This window comes from Ruegeria sp. CDSB136 (genome assembly GCF_059610965.1).
The window spans coordinates 1-25,592 of record NZ_JBXWOP010000013.1; the positions used below are offsets into that span (position 1 = coordinate 1).

Here is a 25,592-nt window from a genome sequence, read left to right on the forward strand (position 1 = left end):
ACTCGCAGCCACTCGTGCTCTTCAGAATAATACGTCGACATTCCTGTTCTCTCCTGACTTCAACGCTTGTAGTTTTGCAAAACAAACGGCAACGACACAATCTCAGATGGCTGAGGCGCAAACGTTGTTTTTGGCAGCAGTTGTATACCAGGATATACAACCAGCAATTCCCCTTTAGGAAACTTTTCTCCGTCAGGCAACGGATTTGCCCGAAGGCAGCGCGTTGACTGCATGTTCAAGAACATGCAGCCCCGCGATCAGATCATGTTCGGACGTATCTTCTGAGAAGTCATGACTAATCCCGTTGATCGACGGCACGAACAGCATAGCAACCGGCATCAGGCGGGACACATTGGTTGCATCATGCAACGCGCCGGACGGCATGGAGCGCCAGCGGGATGGGGCAATTCTTTCCGCCCCCTGTTCCAGCGCCGCGCGGAGTTCCCGATCCATCGCCACGGGCTCCAGCCCCAGCAACGGCCCGTAGGTCACCGACATGTTCATCCGATCGGCGACCTCCTGCGCGGTCGTGCGGATGATCTGCTCCATCCGTTCCAGCCGGTCAGATGTACCGTCGCGCCATTGCATCGAGAAACGCGCAAGCCCCGGCACGATGGACGAGGCGTTGGGATGCAGATCGACATGGCCAATGGTCCAGACCGTTTCGGGCGCAACCACATTCCGGAACCGGTCGTTGATCAGCGAATTGAACAGGGACACTGCCTGAAACGCATCCCGACGCAGATGCATCGGTGTAGTGCCCGCATGATTCTGCTGTCCTTCAAAGGTGATTTTCATGTCGCGGATGCCAACGATGTCGGTCACGACACCGATCTGATCCCCGCTTGTGTCCAGCGCGGGTCCCTGTTCGATATGCATCTCGAGAAACCCGGTGAACTGATCGGGATCGACGAAGTCCTGAGCCAGACCACTCATCAAGGCACGGGCCTCGGAAAATGCCGTGCCTTCATGATCGGTGAGAGCATCCGCTGCGGACAAAGGCAGCGTTCCCGACCACACGGCAGACCCGGTGGTCACGCCAAACCGCCCTTCTTCATCCTGAAAGCTGACGACCGAAATCGCGCGATCGGTTGCGCGCGCCACTTCAAGTGCCGCGATGACGCCCAGCGCACCATCCAGCCAACCACCTTCTGGCTGGCTGTCGGAATGCGACCCCATCAGCAGCGACGGACCGGCGGCCAACCCAAACAGGTTTCCGACCGGATCGAAATGCGGGCGCAGTCCGGCGTCTTCCATCCGACCGGCCAGCCAGCGGCGCGCCGCGATATCCGCGTCGGAATAGGCGGGCCTTACCACGCCCTTCCCAACACCCGCCGCCCCAAATGAACGCAATTTGTGCAGATCGGCCAGAAACCGGTTTTCATCGACAGCCATGATTGCCCCCTTTGTGCCGATCAACCTTATGGGCTGCGCCTTGACCTGCAAGTCCTCCGCTGCATCGGATCCGCGATTTTTCACTCCGGGCGGGTGCAACACCTCTGGCCCCGGCAATGAAGCTGTCTTAAGACATGACGCCAAGAGGAACCACCATGTCACATATTACACTGGTTCGTCACGGACAGGCCAACACCTCTGCGCGTGATGAAAAAGACTATGACAAGCTCAGCGAGCTGGGCCATCAGCAGGCGCGGTGGCTTGGGGGGTACCTCAAGGATACGCATGCGCATCACACGCGGGCGTATTGTGGCACCCTGACCCGGCATGTGGAGACCGCTGCCAGTATGGGTCTCCTCAACCCGGTGCGCGACGCGCGGCTGAACGAGATTGAATATTTCACAATCGCAAAGCTGTTCGAGGAACAGCATGGCGTGGCCGTCCCAATCGACCGGGAAGGTTTTGTCGAACACCTGCCCCGAACCTTTGCGGCCTGGGCAAGCGGCGATATCCGCAACACACCAGAGACCTTCGCTGAATTCGAAGCCCGGGTTTCGGCGGCATTGCGGGATATCGGAACCGAGGGCGGCCCGGCCATCGTTGTCACCTCGGGCGGACTGATTTCCATGGTCGTGCGGCAGGCGATGGGGCTGGACATACCTTCCATGGCTCGCGTGGCTCTTGCCATCATGAACACGTCCATGCATCGTCTGCATCCGATCGGCCCGCAGCTCAGTACGGTTCTGTTCAATGCCGTGCCACATCTGGAAGCGCCCGACCGGCAGTTTGCCCAGACCCATCTGTAAGGAAACCGGAGGCCATCTGATGCAACTCTACTACGCGCCCCGCACGATTTCAGTCGCCGTCGCCATCGCGCTGGAGGAAGCGGGTTTGGAATACGAGGCCATACGTCTGGATTTTGCAGAAGCCGAGCAGACCAAACCGGCCTACAAGCAGATCAACCCCAAAGGACGCGTGCCGGCATTGGCCGTTGACGGCGGTATTCTGACCGAATCAGGCGCGCTGCTGGACTACGTCGCGACCAAAGCGCCAGAAGCCGGGCTGGTGCCTGACGACCCGATCATGGCGGCCCGTATGCGCGAGGTGATGTACTATCTGGCCTCAACCATGCATGTGAACCACGCGCACAAGCTGCGCGGGCCGCGTTGGGCAGACAAGAAAGCCAGCTGGAAGGATATGAAAGACAAGGTACCGCAGACGATGACCGCGTCCTGCGACTATATCTCGTCGAACGGTCTGCGCGGACCGTTTGTGCTGGGCGAGGCGTTCTCGCTGGCTGATGCCTATCTTTATGTCGTCTGCAGCTGGCTTGAGGGCGACGGCGTGGACGTCTCGGCCTTTCCCAAGATTGTCGCCTTCCGCGAGGCGATGGAAGCACGCACATCGGTTCAGGCGGTGCGCGCCGCCGGAATGCTCTGACAAAAGGACAACGAATGACACATCTCTGGGTCCGGGCAGAACAGCGCCCGAACGAAGAACGGGTCGGCCTGACCCCCGAAGGCGCCGCCGCGCTGATTGCCGCAGGCATCCGCGTGACGGTCGAGGAAAGCCATGTCCGCGCCATCCCGATCGACGGCTACAAAGACGCCGGGTGTGAGATCGCGGCCGAGAATTCATGGCCCGACGCCCCGCGTGACGCGATCATCTTCGGCCTCAAGGAACTGCCCGAGGATGGCACGCCTCTGCCGCATCGACACATCATGTTCGGCCACGCCTTTAAGGGCCAGCATTCTGGCCTCGCGCTGCTGGAGCGGTTCAAGACCGGTGGCGGCACACTTTATGACCTGGAATATCTGGTCGACGAAAACGACCGCCGGGTTGCGGCTTTCGGGTACTGGGCCGGGTACGCAGGCGCGGCGGTGACGCTGAAGACGTGGGCCGCACAGCAGCGCGATGAGGAATGTCCGCCCGTGGGTGTCTATCCCAGCAAAGATGCGCTGAACGCGGAGCTTCTGGCCGAACTGGACGCGACCGGCACCGACCGCCCCCGCGCCATTGTCATCGGTGCCTTGGGGCGTGTCGGAACGGGCGCGGCTGATCTGTGCGAAGCCATGGCCGTTACAGTCACCAAATGGGACATGGCCGAAACCGCCAGCGGCGGGCCGTTCCCCGAAATCCTCGACCATGACCTGTTCCTGAACTGCATCTTCGCCCGCCCCGGTACGCCCGTCTTCGTCCCGCGTGAGGCATTGACCGCAACTCGCAAGCTGACCGCCATCGGTGACGTGGCTTGCGACCCGGACAGCGACTACAACCCGGTTCCGGTCTATGACCGGGCCACCACCTGGGACGCCCCCGCCCTGCGCGTGGCAAGTGATCCGGTGATGGATGTAATGGCCATCGACAACCTGCCGTCGATGCTGCCGGTCGAAAGTTCCGAAGACTACGCGGCGCAACTGCTGCCCTCTCTGCTGACCCTGACCGATCTGGAAAGTGGTGTCTGGGGCCGGGCGGAAGCAACTTACAAAACACATATCGAAGGGATCTGAGCGATGACGATTCACTGGTGTGGCACCGGCCTCTCGGCCATTCCCGGCCTGCGCCGCCTGTTCGAGGGCGGGCACAAGATCACTGTCTGGAACCGGACCATCGAAAAAGCCAAAGCCGAGGTCGGAGACCTGACGGATGACATCCGCGCCTTCGACATCGACGCAATTGGTGCGGTACTGGAACAGGGCGACGTGATCGTTTCCATGCTGCCGGGCGACTGGCATGTGCCGCTGGCGGAGCTGGCGATTTCGAAAGGGGCGAATTTCGTCTCGTCGTCTTATATCGCGCCCGAAATGCGCGCGCTGGACGACAAGGCGCGCGAGGCCGGCGTGGCGCTGGTCAACGAGGTCGGACTGGACCCGGGTATCGACCACCTGATGGCACATGCACTGGTCGATGAGTACCGCGCCTCGGACGCGTTCGATCCGCAGAACCACCTGAGCTTCATCTCGTATTGCGGCGGTATCCCGAAGAACCCCAACCCGTTCCGGTACAAGTTCAGCTGGTCGCCGTTGGGTGTGCTCAAGGCGCTGCGCTCGCCCTCGAAATCGATCCGCGATTACGCCCCGCTGGATGTAGCCCGCCCATGGGATGCGATCAGCAGCTATATTGCACCGCTGCCAGCGCCGGAAAGCTTTGAGGTTTACCCAAACCGCGACTCGATCCCGTTCATGGCGCAGTATCATTTCGAGGATCACTGGCCGGTCAAGGAATTCGTCCGCGGCACTCTGCGTCTGAACGGCTGGTCGGATGCCTGGTCGGACGTGTTCCGCGAAATCGAAACCCTGACCGGACTGGAAGGCGATGCGCGGCTGAAAGAAATGTCCGATCAGTTCTGGGAAGAAAACGCCTATGACGACGGCGAACCCGACCGCGTGGTTCTGTGCGTCGGCCTGAAGGCCGAAAAAGACGGGGCCGAGGTCTGGCACAAAACCTACGTCATGGACGCCTGGGGCGATGAACGCGGCACTGCCATGGCCCGTCTGGTATCGATCCCGGTCTCGCTGGCCGTCGAAGCCGTCCTGAACCGCGCCATTCCCGCTGGCGTTCATGCGGCGCCCAGCGATCCCAAGCTGGTGGCGGCGTGGATGGGCGAAATCGACACGCTGGCGCAGCATTTGCAGATTGTGGATCACACAAGCTGAGCTTTTTCTCAGCGCGCAAGAAAACAGCCGCATCGGCGTGGCGATGCGGCTGTTCCGACATCCCACTTTCAGATGTAAAGCTGGATCGTTTCATCAAGATCAGACCGATTGATTCCAAGCTCGGACAGCTGGTTATCGGACAGACGGTTCAGCTCCTGAGCGGCCCGCACAATATCAGACCGAACAGCACGGATTTGCATGGCCCGGTCAAAAAGCAGCAATGCGCTGGCAATGGGGCGCTCCTGGTGTACTCCAATTGTATCTAACATCGTTTTGTTCCTTGAATTGCAGACAAAGATCGGTCCGTATTGGGACGAAACAGCTTAGCGACGCAGTTCCACCGGGGACTGACCATAGACGCTTTGATAGGCGGATCGTGCGATCCGATGGCGCGGAATGCCGATGTCGTCCAATTGTCGGTCAGTCATTTTTTCCAGCGTTTGCATCGACTCAGCGACCTGCCGGCGACGCGCAAACTCATCCCTGAGCGCGCGGCATTCTGAACTCAGACCGGCAAAGAAGCTGCGCTGCGGTCTGGCTGTGTGTAAATGTGCCATCGCCTTCTCCTTCTCATCCGAACAACGTTTCTGGTCACAGTTCTGATAAAGGAGCGGAGTGTTAACGATGCCAAAACACCGGATTAATCCGAATTAATGTTCGGCTTGCGGGTATTCGAAATCCAAAGTTAGGATCAGACGACTCTGGCCCTGTTCGATGGTTCAGGCCAATGGAACCTACATCAGGTCATTCTCGACATCCTCGGCCGAAATCCCCAGCGCATCCAGCCCGTTTTCCAGGTGATCCGACAAGTGCGGCGTGCCGATCAGGTAGTCGGCGCAGGGGGTCGAGGCCTCGGACTTTGCGGTTGCGATGGCTTCGGCCAGATCTTCGGCAAAAAAGCTCTCGCGGCCGATCCACATGATCGCCACCAGCTCGGCCTGCTCGTCTTCGCTCATGCGGTCGACGAAAGCGCGCAGCTCTGCTTCGGCACGCCCAAGTTCGCGCCCCATCATTGCCACCTGGGCAACCTTTCTGGCCGAAATTTCCAGCATGTCCCATCTCCTTATGTTCGCGGGTTTCAGGCTATCACAATCACGACGCAACGGCCGCGTCTTTGATCTTACGCAAACGTCGCCTAGTCTGAGGGAATCTTACATGCGGGGGCGCGACACCGGCTGCTCTGGCACCGGTGCGGTTCGAAAGGGTCGGAACGTGGCCTTCTTGATCCACAGCTTCAAAGCCTGCCACAGGATCAGGGCAAATCCCCGGCGCGCCCCAAAGGGGCGACGGACAAGCGCCGTCAGGATAGAGCGGTTGGTTAACGGTGCCCGCAACCCGGTCAGGGTTGCCACCAATCCGCCATCCTTCCGGGAATAGTCGATCATGACGCCAACTCGGTCCGGTCGGAAGTCAAACCGGAAGCTGTACGTCCCTTCAATCTTCTGAAACGGAGAAACATGCATCTTCTTGTCCGCCACTATTCGATCTTCGGGCTGGATCGGCGACAGGTCGGGCTTGTGGCAAACATAGCTGTGACGCGTGCCATAGGTATTGGTCACTTCGGCGATCACTGCGAAAAGTTGCGCGTCGGGGTCAAGGCAAAGCCAGAAGCTGACCGGGTTGAACACGTGCCCTAGTACGCGCGGTTGCGTCAGCAGCAAGATTCGAGACGGCGAGGGCAAGCCCATCTCCTCAAGCCTGCTGCGCAGCCAGTTCACGCCCTGCCCTTCACCTGGGCTGCCACCATGATCGCGGTCGCGCCAGTTCATCAGGTTGGCACGCCGAAACGAGAACAGATATGGTGTTTTCGGCAGGTTTTCGGGGTCGAACAGAATAAAATCGACCGAATACCGAAACGCGTTCTCAATCGCACCTTTCCGGCTGTGATAGGTGTGTCCCGCGATATGGTCGATTTTGTTCATGCGGCTACGGGTTCCTGTCAGTCTGCCAATAATACAGTGTCTGCAAACTTAATGCGCTGATTTCAGTTTTGTTACGGCCAGATAGGCAAATCGGATCAAAAAATGTAGGGCTAAATGATCCGGCTTTGGCGCTGCCACGTAATGTGGTTATGTTTACCGAGATCGACACCGCGACGCTCGACGATCCTGCGCCCCCAAGTGGCGCGGGCCAGCCTTGGGTCGCAAAGAAACGCATCAAGGGTAAACAATTGAACGGAACGCAAAAGAAGTGCGGTGTCAGGTCCGAATGGGTTGATCACGTCAAGCGCATCCGTGACACGCAGGATCAGGCGGCGTTTGCCGAGCTGTTCCGGCATTTTGCACCACGTATCAAGGCGTTCCTGATTAAGTCCGGTGCCGATGGCACCACCGCTGAAGAATGCGCGCAGGAGGTGATGGCAACGTTGTGGCACAAGGCGCATCTGTTCGATCCGACCCGCGCCACTGTGGCAACCTGGGTGTTCACGATTGCAAGGAACAAGCGGATCGACATCCTGCGCAAACAACGCCGCCCCGAACCCGAGGATCTGGGCTGGGGACCCGAAGCCGAACCGGATCAAACCGAGGTTGTTGCCCTGCAACAGGAAACCGATCAATTGCGGATTGCGATGAAAGCTCTGCCCGAAGCGCAGCGGCAACTGATCGAAAAAGCATATTTCGGCGATCTGAGTCACCGCGAAATCGCGTCGGAAACCGGATTGCCGCTGGGAACAATCAAATCACGAATTAGACTGGCGCTGGATCGCCTGCGCCATGCGATGAACTGAGAAAACGATGACAGAAGCAATTAAACATCACCTGACCGACGACCTGCTGATGGCCTATGCAGCAGGTACGCTGCCCGAAGCATTCGATCTGATGGTCGCGACACATTTGTCACTGTGCGACCGCTGCCGGGCTGCGGCTGAAAGCTACAACATCATTGGTGGTGAGGTTTTGGAGGATCAGGCCGAGACGCCCACAATGAGCGAAGACTCTTTGGCGGCGACCATGGCCTTGATTTCTCAGGGCGCGCCAACGCCCAAGCCGGCACGGCCAGTCTGCTCCGTTCTGCCCGCGCCCTTGCAGGATTACGTCGGTGGCGATGTGAACGCGATCCGCTGGAGGCCGATTGGCATGGGCGTCAAGCAAGCGATCCTGCCGACGACACGCGAGTCAACGGCCCGGTTGCTGTTTATCCCTGCAGGGTCTGCCGTACCGGATCACAGCCACCATGGAACAGAACTGACCATGGTGTTGCAGGGCGCGTTTTCGGATGAGGTCGACCACTTTGCGCGTGGTGATGTCGAAATCGCCGATCAGGACCTGCATCACATGCCGGTGGCCGACATCTCGGCCGACTGCATCTGTCTGGCGGTGACGGACGCGCCCCTGAAATTCACCAAACTGATGCCGCGCCTGTTCCAGCCATTCCTGCGGATCTGACCCGCGCGATCAGGCCTCGGTTTTGCCCAAGGGCACAACGTTGGCGTGATCGTCCGGGGACAGTTCCTCAAAATCGAAATTGTCCAGACGTTGTGCCCGGCGTCCCGCCTTTTCAGCGCTGATCTTGATGTCCGAGATGTCTTTGGCGGCCTGCCCGAAATGCCGGTCCAGATTGGCCACGCGATCGCCCAGCCTTTCGACATCCTTGTGCAGCATGCCCAACTCCCGGCGGATCGCGCCAGCCTGTTCGCGCATCCGGGCGTCCTTGAGGATCGCGCGCATCGTGTTCAGTGTTGCCATGCAGGTCGTGGGTGAAACGATCCAGACACGGGCCGCGAACCCTTCGCGGACCACTTCGGGCAGGCGCGCGTGCAATTCGGCATAGATGGCTTCGGACGGAACAAACATAAGCGCACCGTCGGCGGTTTCACCGTCCAGAATGTACTTCTCGGATATAGTCCTGATGTGCACCTTAACCGCCGCACCAAAGGCCTTCAGGCATCTGTCCACTTCGACTCGTGTCTGAGCAGCGGCCAGCGCTTCGAAATCCTCCAGCGGAAATTTTGCGTCAATGACGATGGGACCGGGCGGGTTGGGCAGGTGGATCAGGCAATCCGCCCGTTTGCCGTTCGAAAGGGTGGCCTGCAACGAATAGCTGTCGGTCGGCAGCGCCTTGGACACGATGTCGTTCAGCTGGATTTCCCCGAACATCCCGCGCCGCTGTTTGTTGGAAAGAATATCCTGCAAGGACAGCACGTCGCCCGACAATTTGGTGATGTTGTCCTGCGCCTTGTCGATGGCGGCCAGCCTTTCCTGCAACTGGGTCAGCGAGGTCGCGGTCTGTTTCGACGAACCGTGCAGCGATTCCTTCATCCGTTCCTGCATCTCGGCCAGGGCGCGGGCCGATTTCATCGCGTTGTCCGCCAGCCGGTCGTTCATCTGCTGCTGGACCGAAGACAGGCGCGCCTCGACCGTTTGGATCACCTGAACCTGCGCATTGGCCTGCGTGTCCGACACGTGCTGCAGCCCGCCACGCAGCTGCTCCTGCCCTTGCCCCAACTGCTGCACATGCTGGCCCAGATGCGCCATCTGCCGCGCCAGCGGTTCCGCCATCCGGGCTGAGCGGTTGGCCGCCCGCAGCGACAGGAACAACAGCAGCAAGATCAGCGCAACCACTCCACCCACGATCAGGATCAATGGGTCGTTCAACGCGTATTGTGTACCTGCAATCTCGATCATGCTGCCTCGGATGTTCTTGTTTTATTCTCCTTAGCCTGTCTTGGGCACAGGATCAACTGCGCCCGAACAGGCGTTCGATATCGCTCAGCTTCAATTCGACATAGGTGGGCCGACCGTGGTTGCACTGGCCTGAGTGAGGCGTGGCCTCCATCTCGCGCAGCAGAGCATTCATTTCTTCGGCCCGCATCCGGCGGCCTGACCGGACGGAACCATGGCAGGCCACCCGGCTGAGGATCGCCTCGATCCGCGCCTGTACCTTCTGGCTTTCGCCCTGATCGGTCAGCTCATCCAGGATATCCAGGATCATCGCCCCGGCGTCGACCTCACCAAGAATGGCCGGGGTTTCGCGAATGGCGATTGCGCCGCCCCCAAAGGGTTCGATCGTCAGGCCGAGGCGGGACAGATCTTCGGCCACCGCCATCAGACGCGAACAATCCCCTTCGGACATTTCAACGATTTCGGGGATCAGCAAGGCCTGCGCGGCAACGCCATTTGCGGCCATCTGGTTTTTTAGCTTTTCATAGACCAGCCGTTCATGCGCAGCGTGCTGATCAACGATCACCATGCCATCTGCGGTCTGGGCAATGATGTAATTCTCATGCACCTGCCCGCGCGCGGCACCCAGCGGCAGGTCTTGTGCAGGCGGTTCTTCCACCGTCGCAATCGCAGACACCAAGGGCGTCGCGTCAACGATGCTCCCGCTGTAGTCGTTTGCCAGTTCGGCAAAGCCCGGGGCCTGCGCCCGGTAGGCCGCCTGGCGCGCGGCTGGTGAAGGGCGGTCCATCTGATAGACCCGCGCCGGCGCCGATTGCGCCGGTTCCGGCCGCATCGCACCCAAAGTGGCATTGGCCACGGTCGAGGACGCCCGGTGCCCGGCATCGGCCAGCGCATGACGCAAGGCGGACACGATCAACCCGCGCGCCAGACCCGGGTCGCGGAACCGCACTTCGGATTTGGCGGGATGGACGTTCACATCCACCAGCGTCGGATCACAATCGATGAACAGTGCTGCTGCCGGGTGGCGGTCTCGGCTGAGGAAATCGAAATAGGCTGCCCGCAACGCGCCGGTCAGCATCTTGTCGCGAACGGGTCGCCCGTTCACGAACAGGTACTGCGCCACCGCTGCCCCCCGGGAATAGGTCGGCAACGCGGCGTAACCGTAAAGCCGGATGCCCTCGCGCGTGGCATCGATCTGCAACGCGTTCTCGGCAAACTCGCGCCCGATCACGCGGGCCAGACGGGCGTGCAGGGCGTCAAACAGATCGCCGTTCTCGCGGTCGGCGCGGAAGGTCACACGCCCCTCTCCCCCGCCCGAGACGTCGCGCAGGACGAAAGTGATCGAGGGCTCGGCCATGGCCAGACGTTTGACCGTGTCGGTGATCGCCTGTGCCTCGGCCCGGTCGGTGCGCATGAACTTCAGGCGCGCGGGTGTGGCAAAGAACAAGTCGCGCAACTCGACCACTGTGCCTGCGCGCAGAGCCGCCGGTTTAACCGGCTCCATCTTCCCGCCCGACACATGGACCCGTGCCGCATCCGCCCCTGGCACGCGGCTTGTGATGGTCAGGCGGCCAACGGCACCCAACGACGGCAGCGCCTCACCCCGGAAGCCGAAGGTGTGGATGTTCAGCAGATCCGTCCCATCGATCTTTGACGTCGCATGGCGGGACAAGGCCAGCGGCAGATCCTCGGGCGCGATGCCGCAGCCATCGTCTGTGACTCGAATCAGCGTCTTGCCGCCATCGGCGATATCTATGGCGATCCGCGTCGCCCCCGCGTCAATGGCGTTTTCGACCAGTTCCTTAACCGCCGAGGCAGGGCGCTCCACCACTTCACCCGCAGCGATACGATTAATCGCCGCGTCGTCAAGTTGACGGATTTTGGGGCGATTTTCGCCGATATTGGGGTATGCCTGCGCCATACCACCAGACCTAGCACAATCACGAGCGATTCTGCCACCGATTTGAAACCTGTATTTCGGGATACGAGGGGGCGTTCGGACAATTGCATCGCGCCGGTCTGATAGCGGCGTCATGATACAATTGCCCGAACGTTCTTTGGTGAGTGGTGGTCGTTCGAAGCTCAATTGACCCGTCCATAGCACGGGACCTGATGAATTTCGCGTTAACTCTGAATGCGCATTCACTTGGGCAGGTTTTAGCCGAGACGTTACGTCAACGGTTGGCAGGAAAGCGCCGCTTCAGGCAGCCGCAGGCGCCCCGGCACGGGTCCGGCACGGGCCGAATACGGCGGCCAACGCCAGTATCAGACCCGACATGGTCGCAATCATCCCTGCCGCGCTGACCGCATCCGCACCGCCCAGCCACAGTGGCCCGTACCCGGCCAGTATGTAGCCGGAAACGGCGGACAGTACGGCGAAGAGAACACTCCATACGATTTGGGTTTCCAGCCGGTTTGTCATCATCCGCGCCGCGGCAGGCGGGCAGATGAACATCGCGATCACGATGATTGACCCTACCGCGTCAAACGCCGCAACCGCTGCGACCGCCGCCACGATCACAAGCGCCATTCCCAGCGCACCCGTTCGTATGCCCATCGTGCGCGCGAACCCTTCGTCGAAGGTCGAGATCTTGAGCGGTCGCCAGAACAGCCATGTGAACAGAACCACGCCGGCCAGCGTCAGGGCGATGCGCGGCAGTTCCGGCGGCAGGCCTGCCAGCGCCGTGGCGTCCAGCAGCGAGGCCCAGCCCGTGGCGTCCAGCCAGATCAGGCTTTCCAGGTTGCCGTAAAGCGCATGCTCGACGTCCAGATGCACGGTCGAGGTGTCGGTCTGTTCCAGCAACAGAACACCAGCGGCGAACATGGTGGTGAAGACCACGCCCATCGCTGCGCCGGGTTCAATCTGACCAAGACGCCGGATCGCCTCGATCATCACAACGGCGACAACGGCAGCACCCGCTGCGCCCAGCATCATCGGCCAGGTCGAAATCGCTCCGGTCAGCAGAAAGGCCAAAACGATACCGGGCAGCACGACATGGCTGATGGCATCCCCGATCAGCGCCTGCTTGCGCAACACAAGAAAGTTGCCGGGCAGAGCGCATGCAATCGCCGCAAACGTTCCGATCAGCAATGGCGTCAGGGATAAGGGAACGAATTCTTCACCGCTCATTGCGTGACCTCCTGCGGGCCACCGATGCGGCGGTCGATTTCAGTGATCTGATCGCGGGTCAGTACAGATTCGATGTCGCGCAACCCGTCATATAGTGCCGCCGTTGCCTCGTGCGCCTGATCGGCGCGCACGATCTCCCACCTTTTTTCATCGCGCAGGGCTTTGGCGGCGCGCGCCTTGCCCGCCTCAGTCGCCACGCCATCGGCCCGCACAAGGCCGGCCCGGCGCAGCAACCGCAAGGTCAGCGGCTCATATATCTTCTGCCCCTGCGCCATCGCCAGCAAGCCCTGACGGATATGAACGCGACGCTGGAACCTCAGGTGGCGCAAAATCGCGGCCAGAACGCCGCGGACCGGCGCAAAAAGCAGCGACAGGGCAAAAAAGCCAAAGCTGACCAGCACGATGATTGGCCCCGTCGGCAGATTGGGGGCCGAGGCTGAAATCCCAGCCCCCAGATACCCAGCCATCCCACCGGTCAACCCGGCCAGCAGGACGACGCGGTCCGACCGGTCGGACCAGAACCGCGCAGTCACGGGCGGGATGATCAGCAGGGCGACGATCAGGATCAGCCCAACGATTTTCAGGCCCACAACCGTGACGGCCATGACCAGCCCCATCATGGCCAGATCAATCCGGTGCACCGGCACGCCTCGGGCGGCCGCGTATTCCGGGTCAAAGGCCACCATCATCATGGGGCGGCGTATGATCATCACCAGCAGCAGCGTAACCGCCCCGCCCATGGCGATGATCAGCGCGTCAGCCCAAAGCATCCCTGCGGTCGAGCCCAGCAGGAACCCCTCCAACCCGGCCTGACGGCCTACACCCATGGTCTGGATCACGGTCAGCAGCACGATCCCCATCCCGAAGAACACGGACAGGACGGTGCCAATGGCGGCATCCTCGGCCAGACGGGTGTGCCGGGTCAGCCAGTTCATGCACAGTAGACCCACCCAAGCAGACACAGCGGAGCCCGCCAACAGGCCAATCAGGTTGCGCCCGTCGCCGCCCAGAGCAACCAGCACCATGAAGGCCAGGCACACGCCCGGAAGGGTCGCGTGGCTGATCGCATCGCTTACCAACGCGCGTTTGCGCAGAAACAAGAAGGTTCCAGCCACACCAGCGGACACGCCCAGCAAGCTGGCACCGATGGCGACCAGCGTGGCGTTATAGCCAAGCTGCAGGGTCAGGGCGTCCCAAAGCATGATTTACCCCAGCGCGCGGGAAATCTGGTCGATCTGGGCGGTTGCCAGACGACCTCCATAGGCGGATTGCAGGGTTTCGGCCGTAAAGGCCTGCGCCACGGGGCCTTCGGCAACCTTACGGGTGTTGATCAGGAAGACATGGTCGAAATAGTCGGTGACGGTGGCCAGATCATGATGCACGACCACGACAGTCTTGCCGGCTTCTTTCAGTGATTTCAGAACCGCGATGATGGCTTTTTCGGTAGCTGCGTCGACACCGGCAAAGGGTTCGTCCAGAAGATACAGATCGGCATCCTGCGTCAGCGCGCGGGCCAGAAACACACGTTGCTGCTGCCCGCCGGACAACTGGCCGATCTGACGATCGGCGAAATCGCGCATCCCGACGCGGTGCAGGCAGTCCATCGCCCGCGACATATGCCGCGCACGTACGCGGCCCAGCAGCCCAAGTTCGCGCGACAGCCCCATCAGCACCACATCAATCACGCGGGTCGGGAAATCCCAATCCACGCTGGCGCGCTGCGGTACATAAGCAATACGAGCGCGCTGTTTCTCAAGCGGCTGACCATAGACCGTGACTTGCCCCGACAAAGGCGACACGATCCCCAGAGCTGCCTTGAGAAGGGTCGACTTACCAGCGCCGTTCGGCCCGATGATCGCCGTCATCGCCCCCGACTGGACTGTCATGTCCACCGAAAACACCGCCGGTTTCTGACCATAGGAAACGGTCAGTCCGCGAATGGCCAGCGGGCTGTCTCCGGCGCTTTGGTCGGTCACTGAAACACCCTGATTTGCGGCCAGTTCAAGCATTGCCTCAGAACCCCGCCGACAATTTGCCGTTCATGCCGCGCGCAGGCACATCGGCCCCAAGCGCCCCGGCAATAACCGTAATGTTGTGATCCAGCATGCCGATATAGGTACCCTCATACGTGCCCGGTTCGCCCATGGCATCAGAATACAGCTCGCCACCTACGCCCACTTGATGGCCTTTCGCTGCGGCGCCTTCGATCAATGCACGCATCGAGCGGTCGGAGACCGAGCTTTCCACGAAAACTGCGGTCAATTGCTTCTCGACCAGCGCATCCACCAGCTCTCCGATCCGGTTCAGACCGGCCTCGGACTGGGTCGAAATGCCTTGTATACCCATCACTTCATAGCCGTACTCGGCCCCGAAATAGCCAAAGGCATCATGCGCGGTGACAAGTACACGGTTGTTTTCCGGGACAGACGCCAGGGCCTGACCGGCATAGGCTTCGAGCTGTTCGAGTTCGGCCAGATGCGCCTGTGCGTTGGCGGCAAAGATGTCCGCCGCTTCGGGGCGCGCCTCGGTCAGCGCCTCCTGCATTTCGATCACGACATCACGCCACAGGGCCGGGCTCATCCACACATGCGGGTCGTATTTGTCGGCATAATCGTCATGCGCCTGCAGCTTGGATTTGTCGACTCCTTCGGCAACGGCAACGACGGTGCGCTTGCGGCCAAGGTCATGAAAGAAATCTTCCATCTGCGCTTCAAGGTACAGACCGTGCCATAGAATAAGATCGGCGCGGGTCATCGCAACGATGTCGCTGCGAGTCTGGCGATATGCATGCGGGTCGACGCCCGGACCCATGAGGCCCTTAACCTCGACCTGATCACCCCCGACCTGACGGGCGGCATCGGCAATCATGCCGGTAGTGGCGACCACCTTCAGCGGCGCTTCGGCCAGGGCGGACAAAGGCAGAATGGCGACCACGGCCAGTACTGCAAGAAAGCTGCGACGAATCATATTCAGCCCCAAAATGGCATCCTCTTGAGAATGAATATGCGAACCATTCGCAACTAAGTCAATGCTATTGCGAATTACTCGCAAGAAAACGCCTGTTTTTGTCCAAATGGTCAAAAAATATGTGTCGAGAGCAGCCGAACACCTTCCCTTTCACCTCGTCCCGTGCGATTTTGGCGCAAACCTCCCAAAGGACGTGATGATGGATACGCAGAGCTCAGAAAGCCCCGTGCGCACCGCGCATCTGCCGCAAGTGACAGAACCCAGAAACCCCGGCATGGAACTGGACATGGACTGGGTGCGCGCCGTTCAGGCCAACACCTCGGCGATTGAGCGCCGCGCGGCGACGCTGCCCGGCCGCCGTTCAGTCAAAAAGGAATATCAGGCGGCCTGGCTGCTCAAGGCGATTACCATGATCGACCTGACGACCCTGTCCGGCGACGACACCGTTGGCCGCGTGCGACGCCTGTGCGCCAAGGCGCGGCAGCCTGTATCGCCTGCAACCTTGCAGGCGCTGGACATGCCGCCGATCACCACCGGGGCCGTTTGCGTCTATCACGACATGATCGAAACCGCTGTCGCGGCGCTGAAGGGCACCGGCATTCCGGTTGCCGCCGTATCCACCGGCTTCCCGGCTGGCCTGTCCCCGTTCCATCTGCGCGTGGCCGAGATTGAGGAAAGCGTCAAAGCCGGGGCCGAAGAGATCGATATCGTGATCTCGCGCCGCCATGTGCTGTCGGGCGATTGGCAAGCCCTGTACGACGAAATGAAGGCCTTCCGCGTGGCTTGTGGCGATGCACATGTCAAAGCCATCCTTGCAACCGGAGAACTGGGCAGCCTGCGCAATGTCGCGCGCGCCTCGCTGGTCTGCATGATGGCCGGGGCGGACTTCATCAAGACCTCGACCGGGAAAGAAAGCGTCAACGCCACTTTACCCGTGTCGCTGGTGATGATCCGCGCGATCCGTGACTACTATGACCGCACCGGCTATCGGGTTGGCTACAAGCCTGCGGGCGGAATTTCGAAGGCCAAGGATGCGCTGGTGTACTTGGCGCTGATCAAGGATGAACTGGGCGACCGCTGGCTGGAACCCGAACTGTTCCGCTTTGGCGCGTCATCGTTGCTGGGTGATATCGAACGGCAGTTGGAACACTATGTCACCGGGGCCTACTCGGCTGGTTACAGACATTCTATGGGCTGAGCCCCGTTTTGAAGTCTGGACAGTGAGTATTTGGGAAAAGATGAAGTCATGACAGTCAAAGAGATATTCGAAACCATGGACTATGGCCCCGCCCCTGAAAGCGCTGCCGAGGCGCTGGCCTGGCTGGTCGATCAGGGCGACAAGTTCGGTCACTATATCGATGGCGCCTTCACCAAGCCCGGCAAGGGATTTGACAGCCGCAATCCAGCCACCGGAGAAGTGCTGGCCAGGCTGACGCAGGCCAAACAGGCAGACGTGGACGCCGCTGTTGCTGCCGCACGCGCGGCGCAGCCGAAATGGGAGAAACTGGGTGGCGCTGGACGTGCGCGGTATCTCTATGCCATTGCGCGGCTTTTGCAGAAGCATTCGCGCCTGTTTGCGGTTCTGGAGAGCCTGGACAACGGTAAGCCGATCCGCGAGTCGCGCGATATCGATATCCCTCTGGCGCAGCGGCATTTCTATTACCACGCGGGCATGGCGCAGCTGATGGAGAGCGAATTGCCCGGTGCCGAGGCGTTGGGGGTTTGCGGCCAGATCATTCCGTGGAACTTTCCCCTGCTGATGCTGGCGTGGAAAATCGCTCCGGCGCTGGCCATGGGCAACACGGTGGTTTTGAAACCGGCCGAATACACCTCGCTGACTGCGCTGCTGTTTGCCGATATCTGCTCGCAGGCGGGCCTGCCCAAAGGGGTGGTCAACATTGTAACCGGTGATGGTGCAGTGGGCGAGATGATCGTGGCGTCGGACGTTGACAAGATCGCCTTTACCGGCTCGACCGTCGTTGGCCGCCGGATCCGGGAAGCGACGGCTGGATCGGGCAAGGAACTGACGTTGGAACTGGGCGGAAAGTCCGCCTACATCGTGTTTGACGACGCCGATATCGACAGCGCCATCGAAGGTCTGGTTGACGCGATCTGGTTCAATCAGGGTCAGGTCTGCTGTGCGGGCTCGCGCCTGTTGGTGCAGGAAGGCATTGCCGACCGCTTCCACGACAAGCTACGCGCGCGCATGGACGGTTTGCGCGTCGGCAATCCGCTGGACAAATGCATCGACGTGGGTGCCGTTGTGGACCCGGTCCAATTGCAGACCATCAAGAGCTTGGTCGAAAGCAACACGGCTGGTCATGTGCATCAGGCCGCTTGCGAGATGCCCGCGAACGGCTGCTACTATCCTCCGACGCTGATCTCGGGACTGGAGACATCCGATCCGCTGATGCAGGAAGAGATCTTTGGTCCCGTGCTGGTGTCCTCGACATTCCGCACACCGGAAGAGGCGGTCGAGCTGGCCAACAACACCCGCTACGGGCTGGCCGCGACTGTGTGGACCGAGAATGTGAACCTCGCGCTGGACATCGCTCCCAAGCTGGTCGCGGGTGTGGTCTGGGTGAATGCCACCAACCTGTTCGACGCCGCCGCAGGCTTTGGCGGCGTGCGCGAAAGCGGCTTTGGCCGTGAAGGCGGCTGGGAAGGTCTGGCGGCCTATACCCAACCCAAGGGCAAGGCCAAGCCACTGGCAAAGGTCGAAGCAACGACGGGCGAAGGCGCACCGGTCGATCCGATTGACCGCACCGCCAAGATGTATGTCGGCGGCAAGCAGGCGCGCCCCGATGGGGGTTATTCGAAACCGGTCTGGGGCAAATCCGGCCTGCTGGGTCATGTCGGCCTTGCCAACCGCAAAGACGTTCGCAACGCCGTTGAAGCTGCCGCGGGGGCCAAAGGCTGGTCCAAGACCACCGGCCATCTGCGCGCACAGATCCTGTATTTTATCGGTGAGAACCTCTCGGCCCGTGCTGATGAGTTCGCCGCTCGTATCGACGCCATGACCGGAAAGAAGGACGGCGCCAAAGAGGTTGAAGCATCAATCCAGCGCCTGTTCACCGCCGCGGCCTGGGCCGACAAATATGACGGTCAGGTGCACGGCGTTCCGATCCGCGGCGTGGCGATTGCCATGAAAGAGTCCGTGGGGGTCATCGGCGCGCTGTGCGCGGACGAAGCACCTTTGCTTGGTTTGGTTTCAGTGATGGCCCCGGCCATTGCGATGGGCAACCGGACAGTTCTGGTGGCATCGGAGCCTTATCCTTTGGCGGCGACGGATTTTTACCAGATCCTCGAAACCTCGGACGTGCCCGCTGGTGTGGTCAACATCCTGACCGGCAGCCACGCGGAACTGGCGAAACCGCTGGCCTCGCATCTGAACGTCGATGCGGTCTGGTCGTTCTCTTCCACCGACCTGTCGAAAGAGATCGAGGTGGTCTCGGCCGGGAACCTGAAACGGACCTGGGTCAATAACGCGACGGCATTTGACTGGAGCATGGACCATTCCCGCCGCTTCCTGCAGGCTGCGACCGAAGTAAAAAACATCTGGGTGCCTTACGGCGAGTAGGGCTCCCGCATCTCGGGAGGCCTACATGGACTTTTCAGGAAGGACCGTCATCGTCATCGGCGGAACCAGCGGTATCAACCGAGGCATTGCCGAGGCCTTTGCGGCCTCGGGTGCCAAACTGGCCGTTGCCAGCCGGTCGCAGGAGAAGGTCGATGATACGGTTGCCGCACTGAAAGCTGCGGGCGCACAGGATGCCGTCGGTGCGGCGTTTGACGTGCGTGACCCTGAGGCTGTGGCTGAGGGCCTCAAGCAATTCCACGAGGCATTTGGAGATTTCGACGTTCTGGTGTCGGGCGCGGCGGGCAATTTCCCCGCCTTGGCGGCCGAGATGTCGGTCAATGCGTTCAAGACCGTGATCGATATTGATCTGATGGGCACGATCCACGTGATGAAGGGGGCCTATCCTTACCTCAAGCGTCCCGGGGCCAGCATCATCAACATCTCGGCCCCGCAATCCTATCTGCCTTACGAAGGTCAGGCGCATGTCTGCGCCGCCAAGGCGGGCGTCGATCAGATCACCCGCACATTGTCGATGGAATGGGGTGTCGAGGGCATCCGCGTGAACTCGGTCGTGCCCGGATTTATCGAAGGCACAGAAGGGGCCAGACGTCTGGCCCCCACCGAAAACGCCCACGAAGAGCTTCGCAAGGACGTGCCCTTGGGCCGCTGGGGACAGCCGAAGGATGTGGCCAATGCCTGTCTGTTCCTCAGCTCTGATCTGGCCAGCTATATCAGCGGCACGGTTCTGGCCGTTGACGGAGCGCTGTACCAGCGTGGGTCGGGTAAGTTCGGACAGATGATGGGTGAGATGTTGCGGAGCATGAAAAAGGGCTGAGATTCGCTCAGCCCCTGGTCATCAGTTGGTCGTTTCCAGACCGACCGGCTTGCCCACGACGGTAAAGTGCAGGCCTTCCGGGTCCAGCAGTTCGGATGCCACTCGGTTCACATCCTCAAGCGTCACGGCATTCACCTTATCGTTGCGGGTGGCGACATAATCGATGGGCAGGCCTTCCATCTGCATCCCGACCATGATCCCGGCAATCTGGCCATTGCCATCAAATCGAAGCGGATAGGCTCCTGTCAGGTAGGTCTTGGCATCATCCAGTTCCTTCTGAGTCACGCCTTCGGACGCGGCGCGCGCCCATTCATCGCGGATCACCTCGACCGCTTCTGCGATCCTGTCATTGGCCGATGACACCGACCCCAGATAGACTGAGGCCAGATCCTTGGGCACAAGATAGGTTCCGACGCCATAGGTCAGGCCCCGTTTTTCGCGAACCTCCTGCATCAGGCGGCTTTCGAACCCGCCGCCACCCAGAATGTGGTTCAGAATAAAGGCAGGAAAGAAATCCGGATCGTCACGGTCAATCCCCTTCTGGGCAAACAGGGCGACCGATTGCGGGGTGTCGAAATCCACGACGCTGATGCCGCCCGTGATTGAGACCTGCGCCTTGTCCGGGATCGGTTTGCCGGTTTCGGGCAGATCGGCCAGCAGCTTGTCCAGCAGCGCACCCAGTTCTTCTGCCGATATGTCGCCGACGGCCCCGACATACAGCCGGTCCCGGGCAAAGACGTTGTCGTAGGCCGCGACGATGTCGTCGCGCGTCAGGGCGGAAACGCTTTCGATCGTTCCTTTGCCCTCGGACCCGTAGGGATGGTCCCCATAGGCCATACGGGCAAAGCTGCGGCCAGCTATGTCGTTGGGATCGGTCTCATCCGACCGCAAACCGGACAGTACCTGAGCGCGAACCCGGTCAATCGCGTCCTGATCGAAGCGGGGCTCATGAATCGTGGTGCGCAGCAGATCGATCACTTCATCCCGATTTTCGGTCAGAAACCGTGCCGAAATCGAAACCGTGTCGTCGCTGGCGTTGTACGTGAACGAGGCCGCAAGCGATTCCAGTTCTCGCGCGTAGGACCGCGCATCCATGTCGCCCGCGCCTTCCTCAATCAGGCCGCTCATCAGATAGATCGCGCCACGCTTGTCCGGGTCATCCAGCGAGGTGCCGCCGCGAAACCGCAACTCCAACGCGGTGAAAGGGATCGACGGGTCCTCGACCAGCCAGGCCTTGATGCCTCCGGGCGAGGTGACTTCCTGGATCTCGATCTCGGCCCATGCGGGCATCGCAATGACCAAGGCGATCAGGGTTGCGAATATCCGTTTCATTGCGTCACCTCATCGTCACGCATCAGCCATCCGGTGACAGACGCTTCGGGCTGCAGCACTTCGCGGGCGGCCGCGATGATCTCTTCTCCGGTCACGGCCTGAAGAATGTCGGGCCAGGCCTGCACATCCTCGACCGTCAGACCGGTGGTCAGCGCGCGGCCATAGCGGTTGCCGATCCCGTCGACATTGTCGCGGGCATAGGTTTGGGCGGCACGCAGCTGCATCTTGATCCGGTCCAGATCCTCTGCGTTCACACCTTCGGCAATGAAGTCCGCAACCGCCTGATCCATCGCATCCTCAGCCTCTTGCAGCGAAACGCCCTCGGCCGGGACGACCACCATATCGAAGGTCGTGTCATCCAGCGATACGCCCCGATAGAACGCGCCTGCATAGACGGCCATCTGCTTCTCGAACTGCAGTTTTTCATTGAGGTACGAGGTGGTGCCGCCGCCCAGCAATTCGGCCAGCAAATACAGCGCTGCGGCCTTTTCCTGAGCACCTGCGTCACGTTCCGGCGCCAGATAACTGCGCTGCAGGTAGGGCTGCGCCACGCGCGGATCCTTGAAGGTCAGGCGTCGTTCGGCGGTTTGCGGCGGCTCCTGTGAGCGGACCCGTTCAGGCAGGTCGGGGTTGGCCGGGATCACGCCATAGTATTTTTCGGCCAGAACGCGGACCTCCTCCGGGTCGACGTCACCCGTGACCACCAAAATCGCGTTGTTGGGCGAATAGTGTATCCGATAGAAGGAAAGTGCATCGTCCAGATCCAACTCCTCCATCTCGTGCTTCCAGCCGATAATCGGCACGCCATAACGGTGGTTGAGATACTGCGCCGCGCTCATCTGCTCGCCGAAGAGGGCACGAGGGTTGTTTTCGGTGCGCTGGTTACGTTCTTCCAGGATCACATCGCGTTCGGTTTCGATATCGGCTTCGGTCAGGCGGATGTTGCGCATCCGGTCCGATTCCATCTGCATCATCAGTTCCAGCCGGTCGGCAGCGACGCGCTGGAAATAGGCGGTGTAATCATACGACGTGAACGCGTTGTCATTGCCGCCATTGGCCGCCACGGTGGCCGAGAACTCTCCGGCCTCAAGCGTGTCGGTGGCCTTGAACAGAAGGTGTTCCAGGAAATGCGCCACGCCGGACGCGCCGATGGGCTCGTCCGCCGAACCGGCCCGATACCAGACCATATGCTGTACGACCGGGGCGCGATGATCCTCGACCACCACGACATCCATGCCGTTATCCAGTGTAAAAGTCGTGACTGCCTCCTGCCCGTCTTCGGCCAGAAGCGGGGTCGCGGTCATCAGGGCGGCAAACAACGCCAGAGCCCGAACCATGCGGCATCCTCCGTTTGGTTTATGCGTTTCAAACTACGGTGGCGCCGCGCGGGTTCAAGGGCGATGACAGAAAGTTAAGAATTATTCATCGGCAGGCGGGGCCGAGGGAGTCTCAATCCCTGCCGCGCGGGCTGCTTCGTTTTGCGCATTCGCGTTGATCGCCTGCCGCTCGTAAACCTGCTCATAGCGGTCAACCGGGAACAGTTTCAGACCAGTCCAGCGGCCACGGCGCTTGCGGAAATCGGCATCTTCCTGCGCCACGACCTGCCGCGTATTGGCCGGAACGCCATAACGGCTGGAGGCGGTGACCAGTGCCGCATCCGAAGACGGAATGCTGGTATTCGAGTTCAGCGCCGCCGCACTGCCCCCCAGCGCCACCACGGCATCCGCCTTGGGCGTCGGATCAACCAGATTGCCGCCGCCCGGTGTGGGGGCCGGCAGGAAGCTGTAATCCTTGGGTGCTGTCAGCGGCTTGACCGGCAGCACCGAAAATTCGTCCGGGCCCGATCCGGGTGGCTGAAGATCGCGCAAGCCACGTTTGGAACAGCCCGCCACGGCAACGGCAAGTGTCAGTGCAAGTATGGCAAGCGGCATCCGCATTTGTGTCTCCAGCCTGTTTGAGGCGCTTTTATCGCATATCGTCCGGCGCGTCACGAGGGCTTTTTGCCGTCAAACAGAACAAGTCCCAGCGCTCCGGCAAAAATGAACACATCGGCCAGATTGAAGACAAACGGGTTATCGATGCCACAACAGGACATGTTCAGGAAATCCAGGACATAGCCATAGAGAACCCGGTCCACCACATTTCCAAGCGCCCCGCCGATCAGCAAGCCGCCGCAAATCTGCATCAGCTTCGACGGCGTCGTCCGCATCAACCAGATCAGAACGGCCGTGCAGATCACGACCGATATGCCAATCAGAAACCAGCGGGCTGCGTCCGTGTTCCCCTGAAACAGGCCAAAGTTAATCCCGCGATTCTCGCCGTACTTGAACACAAGCAGCGGCGGCAACACGTCAACACCGCCGGGCTTTTCGGCCACGCGCATCACGTGTACGACCAGATATTTACTGATCTGGTCGATCAACAGCGCCGCCAGCGCGGCCCAGAGCAGCAGGCGAAAACGCATCAGTGACGGAAATGGCGCATGCCGGTGAAGACCATTGCAAGGCCTGCCTCGTCCGCTGCAGCGATCACCTCGTCATCGCGCATCGAGCCGCCCGGCTGGATCACGCAGGTCGCGCCAGCTTCGGCGGCCTCCATCAGCCCGTCAGGGAAGGGGAAGAACGCATCGGACGCCACGGCCGAGCCAATGGTCAGCGGTTGCGGCAAGCCAAGCGCATCGGCCATGCGTTCGGCCTTCTTGGCGGCAATCATGGCAGAGTCCAAGCGGCTCATCTGGCCCGCGCCCACGCCCACGGTCGCACCGTCTTTGACGTAGACGATGGCGTTGGATTTGACGTGCTTGGCGACTTTCCAGGCAAACAGCAGGTCGCGCATCTGCTCTTCGGTCGGGGCCTTTTTGGTGACAACCTTCAGGTCATCCATTCCGATGAACCCATTGTCCTTGTCCTGCACCAGCAGGCCACCGGCCACCTGTCGCACGGTTTTGCCACCAGTGGTCACATCCGGCAGGCCTTCGGTGGTCAGCAGACGCAGGTTTTTCTTGGCCGCGAAGATCGCCTTTGCCTCGTCCGACGCGCCGGGGGCGATCACGACTTCGGTGAAAATCCCGGTGATTTCCTGTGCGGTTTCGGCGTCGAGCGGCTGGCTCAGTGCCACGATCCCACCAAAGGCCGAAGTCCGGTCGCAGTCGAAGGCTGACTTATACGCTTCCAGCAAGGTCGTGCCTGTGGCTACGCCGCAAGGGTTGGCATGCTTAATGATCGCACAGGCCGCACCTTTTGCAGGATTGAACTCGGCCACCAATTCAAACGCAGCATCTGTGTCGTTGATGTTGTTGTAGCTCAGTTCCTTGCCCTGGTGCTGAACGGCGGTCGCCACACCCGGACGGTTGGTTCCATCAGTGTAGAAAGCCGCCTGTTGATGGCTGTTCTCACCATAGCGCAGGGTCTGTTTCAGCTCACCCGCAAAAGATCGGCGCTTGGGCGCTTCAAGCTGCAATGCGTCGGCCATCCAATTCGAAACTGCGGTGTCGTACGCCGCGGTGCGGGCGTAAGCCTTTTGCGCAAGCCACTGACGGAAACCATAGGAAGTTTTGCCGTAGTTTTCTTCCAGTTGATCCAACAGTGAGGAATAGTCCTCGACATCCACGACCACGTTCACGAAGGCGTGGTTCTTGGAGGCCGCGCGGATCATCGCAGGTCCGCCGATATCGATATTTTCGATACATTCGTCGTAACCAGCACCTTTGGCCACTGTCGCCTCGAACGGGTAGAGGTTCACCACCAGCAGGTCGATTGGACCGATGCCGTGTTCTTCCATCGCAGCAACGTGGGTGTCGTTGTCGCGTAGCGCGAGCAGCCCGCCATGCACCATCGGATGCAGGGTTTTCACACGGCCATCCATCATCTCGGGGAAGCCTGTGATCTCACTGACGTCCTTCACCTCAAGCCCTGCCTCGCGCAGCGCCTTGGCCGTGCCGCCGGTCGACAGCAACTCGACTCCGCGCTCGGCCAGCGCCTTTCCCAGCTCGATCAGCCCGGTCTTGTCGGAAACGGAAAGCAACGCGCGGCGCACGGGGTGAAGGTCGGTCATGGGTCCAAAGGTCCTTTTGGCG

At 60.7% G+C, this 25,592-nt stretch carries 25 protein-coding genes; 9 read left to right on the top strand and 16 right to left on the bottom strand.

The features are described from left to right. Positions 1 to 192: 192 nt before the first annotated feature. Positions 193 to 1,395 (bottom strand): Zn-dependent hydrolase, encoded by a 1,203-nt coding sequence (locus AC2FIR_RS14370; protein ID WP_170679795.1) that lies wholly within the window; start codon positions 1,393 to 1,395, stop codon positions 193 to 195. 155 nt (positions 1,396 to 1,550) lie between these two features. On the opposite strand from AC2FIR_RS14370, the gene AC2FIR_RS14375 reads away from it, so the two are divergent. Genes AC2FIR_RS14375 through AC2FIR_RS14390 form a run of 4 tightly spaced genes read left to right on the top strand, consistent with a single transcriptional unit; the run spans position 1,551 to position 5,051 of the window. Continuing rightward, positions 1,551 to 2,201 (top strand): histidine phosphatase family protein, encoded by a 651-nt coding sequence (locus AC2FIR_RS14375; RefSeq protein ID WP_496746834.1) that lies wholly within the window; start codon positions 1,551 to 1,553, stop codon positions 2,199 to 2,201. Between the two features lie 19 nt (positions 2,202 to 2,220). Next, positions 2,221 to 2,835 (top strand): glutathione S-transferase family protein, encoded by a 615-nt coding sequence (locus AC2FIR_RS14380; protein ID WP_496746835.1) that lies wholly within the window; start codon positions 2,221 to 2,223, stop codon positions 2,833 to 2,835. A gap of 14 nt (positions 2,836 to 2,849) precedes the next feature. After that, positions 2,850 to 3,905, top strand: a complete 1,056-nt coding sequence (locus AC2FIR_RS14385) for a saccharopine dehydrogenase (RefSeq protein WP_496762595.1) — start codon at positions 2,850 to 2,852, stop codon at positions 3,903 to 3,905. Positions 3,906 to 3,908: 3 nt separating this feature from the next. After that, the gene (locus AC2FIR_RS14390; protein ID WP_496746838.1) at positions 3,909 to 5,051 is read left to right on the top strand and encodes a saccharopine dehydrogenase family protein; all 1,143 of its coding nucleotides are present in this window, start codon (positions 3,909 to 3,911) and stop codon (positions 5,049 to 5,051) included. A gap of 68 nt (positions 5,052 to 5,119) precedes the next feature. Here the strand turns inward: AC2FIR_RS14390 and AC2FIR_RS14395 are convergent, their stop codons facing one another. The 4 genes from AC2FIR_RS14395 to AC2FIR_RS14410 form a co-directional block, all read right to left on the bottom strand. Beyond that, positions 5,120 to 5,320, bottom strand: a complete 201-nt coding sequence (locus AC2FIR_RS14395) for a DUF1127 domain-containing protein (RefSeq protein ID WP_170613123.1) — start codon at positions 5,318 to 5,320, stop codon at positions 5,120 to 5,122. 54 nt (positions 5,321 to 5,374) lie between these two features. Then, positions 5,375 to 5,608 (bottom strand): YjiS-like domain-containing protein, encoded by a 234-nt coding sequence (locus tag AC2FIR_RS14400; protein WP_496746840.1) that lies wholly within the window; start codon positions 5,606 to 5,608, stop codon positions 5,375 to 5,377. 177 nt (positions 5,609 to 5,785) lie between these two features. After that, positions 5,786 to 6,103: a DUF3775 domain-containing protein gene (locus AC2FIR_RS14405; protein ID WP_170613119.1), complete on the bottom strand. Its 318-nt coding sequence runs from the start codon at positions 6,101 to 6,103 to the stop codon at positions 5,786 to 5,788. A 99-nt stretch (positions 6,104 to 6,202) separates the two neighbouring features. Further along, positions 6,203 to 6,973, bottom strand: a complete 771-nt coding sequence (locus tag AC2FIR_RS14410; protein WP_170613117.1) for a DUF1365 domain-containing protein — start codon at positions 6,971 to 6,973, stop codon at positions 6,203 to 6,205. A 149-nt stretch (positions 6,974 to 7,122) separates the two neighbouring features. Here AC2FIR_RS14410 and AC2FIR_RS14415 point away from each other — a divergent pair, with 149 nt between their 5' ends. Further along, positions 7,123 to 7,779: a sigma-70 family RNA polymerase sigma factor gene (locus tag AC2FIR_RS14415; protein ID WP_170613167.1), complete on the top strand. Its 657-nt coding sequence runs from the start codon at positions 7,123 to 7,125 to the stop codon at positions 7,777 to 7,779. Positions 7,780 to 7,786: 7 nt separating this feature from the next. After that, positions 7,787 to 8,437, top strand: coding sequence for a ChrR family anti-sigma-E factor (locus tag AC2FIR_RS14420; RefSeq protein WP_496746842.1), 651 nt, complete (start codon positions 7,787 to 7,789; stop codon positions 8,435 to 8,437). Positions 8,438 to 8,446: 9 nt separating this feature from the next. On the opposite strand, the gene AC2FIR_RS14425 is transcribed toward AC2FIR_RS14420, so the two are convergent. The 6 genes from AC2FIR_RS14425 to AC2FIR_RS14450 all read right to left on the bottom strand — a co-directional run bounded on the left by AC2FIR_RS14425 (position 8,447) and on the right by AC2FIR_RS14450 (position 15,770). Continuing rightward, positions 8,447 to 9,676 carry a DNA recombination protein RmuC gene (locus tag AC2FIR_RS14425; protein ID WP_480491123.1) on the bottom strand — a complete coding sequence of 410 codons (1,230 nt, stop codon included), beginning with the start codon at positions 9,674 to 9,676 and terminating at the stop codon, positions 8,447 to 8,449. A 52-nt stretch (positions 9,677 to 9,728) separates the two neighbouring features. After that, entirely contained in the window at positions 9,729 to 11,594 is a 1,866-nt protein-coding gene (gene mutL, locus AC2FIR_RS14430) for a DNA mismatch repair endonuclease MutL (protein ID WP_496762597.1), read from the bottom strand. Positions 11,595 to 11,873: 279 nt separating this feature from the next. Then, the gene (locus AC2FIR_RS14435; RefSeq protein ID WP_496746845.1) at positions 11,874 to 12,803 is read right to left on the bottom strand and encodes a metal ABC transporter permease; all 930 of its coding nucleotides are present in this window, start codon (positions 12,801 to 12,803) and stop codon (positions 11,874 to 11,876) included. Further along, the gene (locus AC2FIR_RS14440; RefSeq protein WP_496746846.1) at positions 12,800 to 14,005 is read right to left on the bottom strand and encodes a metal ABC transporter permease; all 1,206 of its coding nucleotides are present in this window, start codon (positions 14,003 to 14,005) and stop codon (positions 12,800 to 12,802) included. Before AC2FIR_RS14440 ends, AC2FIR_RS14435 begins: the two co-directional genes overlap by 4 nt. Positions 14,006 to 14,008: 3 nt before the next feature. After that, on the bottom strand, positions 14,009 to 14,812 hold the full coding sequence (locus AC2FIR_RS14445) for a metal ABC transporter ATP-binding protein (protein WP_496746848.1): 804 nt from the start codon (positions 14,810 to 14,812) through the stop codon (positions 14,009 to 14,011). Between the two features lie 4 nt (positions 14,813 to 14,816). Then, positions 14,817 to 15,770, bottom strand: a complete 954-nt coding sequence (locus AC2FIR_RS14450) for a metal ABC transporter solute-binding protein, Zn/Mn family (protein ID WP_496746850.1) — start codon at positions 15,768 to 15,770, stop codon at positions 14,817 to 14,819. Positions 15,771 to 15,969: 199 nt separating this feature from the next. On the opposite strand from AC2FIR_RS14450, the gene deoC reads away from it, so the two are divergent. The 3 genes from deoC to AC2FIR_RS14465 are packed head-to-tail and all read left to right on the top strand — an operon-like array spanning position 15,970 to position 20,185. Beyond that, complete coding sequence (gene deoC / locus AC2FIR_RS14455) at positions 15,970 to 16,968, top strand: deoxyribose-phosphate aldolase (RefSeq protein WP_496746851.1); 999 nt, start codon at positions 15,970 to 15,972, stop codon at positions 16,966 to 16,968. 48 nt (positions 16,969 to 17,016) lie between these two features. Beyond that, positions 17,017 to 19,350 (top strand): aldehyde dehydrogenase family protein, encoded by a 2,334-nt coding sequence (locus AC2FIR_RS14460; RefSeq protein ID WP_496746852.1) that lies wholly within the window; start codon positions 17,017 to 17,019, stop codon positions 19,348 to 19,350. 25 nt (positions 19,351 to 19,375) lie between these two features. After that, entirely contained in the window at positions 19,376 to 20,185 is an 810-nt protein-coding gene (locus tag AC2FIR_RS14465; RefSeq protein ID WP_170613097.1) for an SDR family oxidoreductase, read from the top strand. Between the two features lie 21 nt (positions 20,186 to 20,206). Here AC2FIR_RS14465 and AC2FIR_RS14470 read toward each other — a convergent pair whose 3' ends face one another. The 5 genes from AC2FIR_RS14470 to purH all read right to left on the bottom strand — a co-directional run bounded on the left by AC2FIR_RS14470 (position 20,207) and on the right by purH (position 25,570). Further along, a complete protein-coding gene (locus AC2FIR_RS14470) occupies positions 20,207 to 21,517 on the bottom strand; it encodes a M16 family metallopeptidase (RefSeq protein ID WP_496762599.1) in 1,311 nt (436 codons plus the stop codon). Next, the gene (locus tag AC2FIR_RS14475) at positions 21,514 to 22,854 is read right to left on the bottom strand and encodes a M16 family metallopeptidase (RefSeq protein ID WP_480813816.1); all 1,341 of its coding nucleotides are present in this window, start codon (positions 22,852 to 22,854) and stop codon (positions 21,514 to 21,516) included. Before AC2FIR_RS14475 ends, AC2FIR_RS14470 begins: the two co-directional genes overlap by 4 nt. Before the next feature lie 81 nt (positions 22,855 to 22,935). After that, positions 22,936 to 23,454: a DUF3035 domain-containing protein gene (locus AC2FIR_RS14480; RefSeq protein WP_496746855.1), complete on the bottom strand. Its 519-nt coding sequence runs from the start codon at positions 23,452 to 23,454 to the stop codon at positions 22,936 to 22,938. A 50-nt stretch (positions 23,455 to 23,504) separates the two neighbouring features. Beyond that, entirely contained in the window at positions 23,505 to 23,981 is a 477-nt protein-coding gene (lspA, locus tag AC2FIR_RS14485; RefSeq protein WP_496746857.1) for a signal peptidase II, read from the bottom strand. Further along, positions 23,981 to 25,570, bottom strand: a complete 1,590-nt coding sequence (gene purH / locus AC2FIR_RS14490; RefSeq protein ID WP_170613088.1) for a bifunctional phosphoribosylaminoimidazolecarboxamide formyltransferase/IMP cyclohydrolase — start codon at positions 25,568 to 25,570, stop codon at positions 23,981 to 23,983. The genes lspA and purH overlap by 1 nt, the downstream gene beginning before the upstream one ends. Between the last annotated feature and the right edge of the window lie 22 nt (positions 25,571 to 25,592).